Source organism: Bradyrhizobium sp. UFLA05-108, assembly GCF_059803455.1.
The window spans coordinates 1-1,410 of sequence record NZ_JBANAZ010000187.1 but is presented as its reverse complement, the minus strand read 5'-3'; the positions used below and the strand labels follow the sequence as shown (position 1 = coordinate 1,410).

Genomic DNA, 1,410 nt, shown 5'->3' with positions numbered 1-1,410 from the left:
GCGCACGCCTGGCGGGGTAGAGGTGCAAGGGCGGCACCAGGCCGCCCTTATCGTCCTCAAGCTAAACGCTGTTTCGCTGCGGCGATTGCCGCGGCCACCTGCTGCGGCGCGACGCCGCCTTTGGCCGCACGTTTGTCCAGGCAAGATTGCAACGCCAGGATCGGATAGACGTCGTCGCCAATCGTCGCGCTAAACTGCTGCAAATCCGCCAGCGGCAGCGCTTCCAGCGGTTTGCCCTGGCGAATCGCCTCTACCACCACCTCACCGACGATATGGTGCGCTTCGCGGAACGGCACGCCCTTGGCGACCAGGTAATCCGCCAGCTCGGTGGCGTTGGCATAGCCCTGCTCCGCCGCTTCCTGACAGCGCGGGCGCTTCACCTGAATGCCGTCCAGCACCAGCGCCGCCATCTGCAGGCAGTCCATCCAGGTGTCGAGCGCGTCGAACAGCCCTTCTTTGTCTTCCTGCATGTCTTTGTTGTACGCCAGCGGAAGGCCTTTCAGCGTCATCATCATGCCGGTCAGCGCGCCCTGTACGCGGCCGCACTTGCCGCGGATCAGCTCCAGCGCGTCCGGGTTTTTCTTCTGCGGCATCAGCGAAGAGCCGGAGGTCACGCGGTCAGACAGCTCGACAAACGCCGCCTCGCCGCTGTTGAAGAAGATCAGATCTTCGGCGAAGCGCGACAGGTGCACCATGCTGATGGCGGCGTTGGACAGCAGCTCCAGCACGTGATCGCGATCGGATACGCTGTCCAGGCTGTTGCGGGTCGCCGAGGCGAAGCCCAGCCAGCCGGCCAGTTGCTCGCGATCGATAGGATACGCAGTGCCGGCCAGCGCGCCGCTGCCCAACGGGCTGACGTCCAGCCGTTTCAGGGTATCCTGCAGTCGGCTCTCATCGCGCGCCAGCATCTCGACATAGGCCAGGCACCAGTGCGCGAAAGTCACCGGCTGGGCGCGTTGCAGGTGGGTATACCCCGGCATCACCGCATCCTGATTGGCTTCGGCGGTCTCCACCAGCGCCTGCTGCAGCTGGACGATCGCCTGATGCAGATCGCCGATCTGCTGTTTGCACCACAGCTTCAGATCGGTCGCGACCTGATCGTTGCGACTGCGGCCGGTGTGCAGCTTCTTGCCCAAGTCACCGACCTTCTCGATCAGCTTCTGCTCCACCCAGCTGTGGATGTCTTCGGCATCGCTTTGGACGATCGCCAAAGGATCGGCCTGGACTTCCGCCAGCAAGGCATTCAGCGCCTGCTCCAGCTGCTGTTGCTCCGTTGCCGTCAACACGTTAACGGTCACCAGCGCCTTCGACCAGGCCAAAAAAGCAGGGTGGTGAACTCGGTTTAGCTGTTAGAAATGAGTGTGGCGAAGAGGAACCATGAGGGGAGGGGGATGGGGCGTATAAATGGGC

The 1,410-nt window shown here is 63.2% G+C and carries 1 protein-coding gene; it reads right to left on the bottom strand.

Annotation, left to right across the window (positions count from 1 at the left end):
- Positions 1-56: 56 nt before the first annotated feature.
- Complete coding sequence (argH, locus tag SO140_RS45840; RefSeq protein ID WP_498544184.1) at positions 57-1,319, bottom strand: argininosuccinate lyase; 1,263 nt, start codon at positions 1,317-1,319, stop codon at positions 57-59.
- Positions 1,320-1,410: the final 91 nt, after the last annotated feature.